This is a genomic window from Acinetobacter sp. IK40, assembly GCF_035615075.1.
In the GTDB taxonomy this organism is placed as follows: domain Bacteria; phylum Pseudomonadota; class Gammaproteobacteria; order Pseudomonadales; family Moraxellaceae; genus Acinetobacter; species Acinetobacter courvalinii.
Window position 1 is genome coordinate 1 of sequence record NZ_JANBOE010000031.1, and the last position, 861, is coordinate 861.

General features: G+C 35.9%; 1 protein-coding gene. It reads left to right on the forward strand.

All coding sequences use genetic code 11. From position 1 onward, the window contains the following. The first annotated feature begins 79 nt into the window (after nt 1-79). A complete protein-coding gene (locus MSG93_RS19235; RefSeq protein WP_005032411.1) occupies nt 80-826 on the forward strand; it encodes an IS5-like element ISAbe13 family transposase in 747 nt (248 codons plus the stop codon). Nucleotides 827-861: the final 35 nt, after the last annotated feature.

Genomic DNA, 861 nt, shown 5'->3' on the forward strand with positions numbered 1-861 from the left:
TAGGGTGTGTTGACACTTTTAGATTAAAAAATAGCGAAGTAGTAAAATTAAATCGCCAAACCCAATTCTACTATTCGCTATGCCTCGTACCATGTTAACAGATCAACACTGGCAAAAGTTGAAAGCTATTTTGCGTAATTTATCCATTCATCTCAACTCAAATTTAAGAAATTTTATTGAAGCGATTCTTTATAGGATTAGAACTGGGTGTCCTTGGCGTGACATACCCACTTGCTTTGGACAACCGAACTCTATTTTTAAACGTTTTAATCGTTGGTCTAGCAGTGGTAAGTTACTCACTATATTTAAATTATTATCGCTGAATACAGATATGGAATGGCTGTTCATCGATGGTTCTCATATTCGCGCTCATCAACATTCAGCGGGTATCGCTGATCAGGCAATCTCTAAAAGTGCTGGAGGAAACTCCTCCAAAATACATTTAGTTGTAGATTCAAATGGGAATCCTATTGATTTCATTATTACTGATGGAACCACACATGATGTTAAGGTCGCACCTGATTTAATTTCAAAACTCGATTTAAATGAGGCAGAGATTGTATGTGCAGATAAAGGTTACGATTCAGAGCCATTAAGACAGCAGATTAGAGCAACTGGAACAAAAGCGAATATACCTAAAAAAACCAATAGCCAATCAAACAATGACCATATGGATTGGTATTTATATAAAATCAGGCACTTAGTAGAAAATATGTTTTGTAGGTTAAAGCAATTTAGAGGGATAGCCACTCGATACGACAAGTTAAAACGGAACTATGAAAGTTCTGTTGCATTAGCTTGTATATTTTTATGGCTCCCCTTGTAGGTTAAATTATGAACCCTAAATGTCAACAGACCCTA

What these genes read in the sequence shown, in the direction of transcription:
- MSG93_RS19235 (WP_005032411.1), top strand. Translation starts at nt 80, where the DNA reads ATGCCTCGTACCATGTTAACAGATCAACACTGGCAAAAGTTGAAAGCT.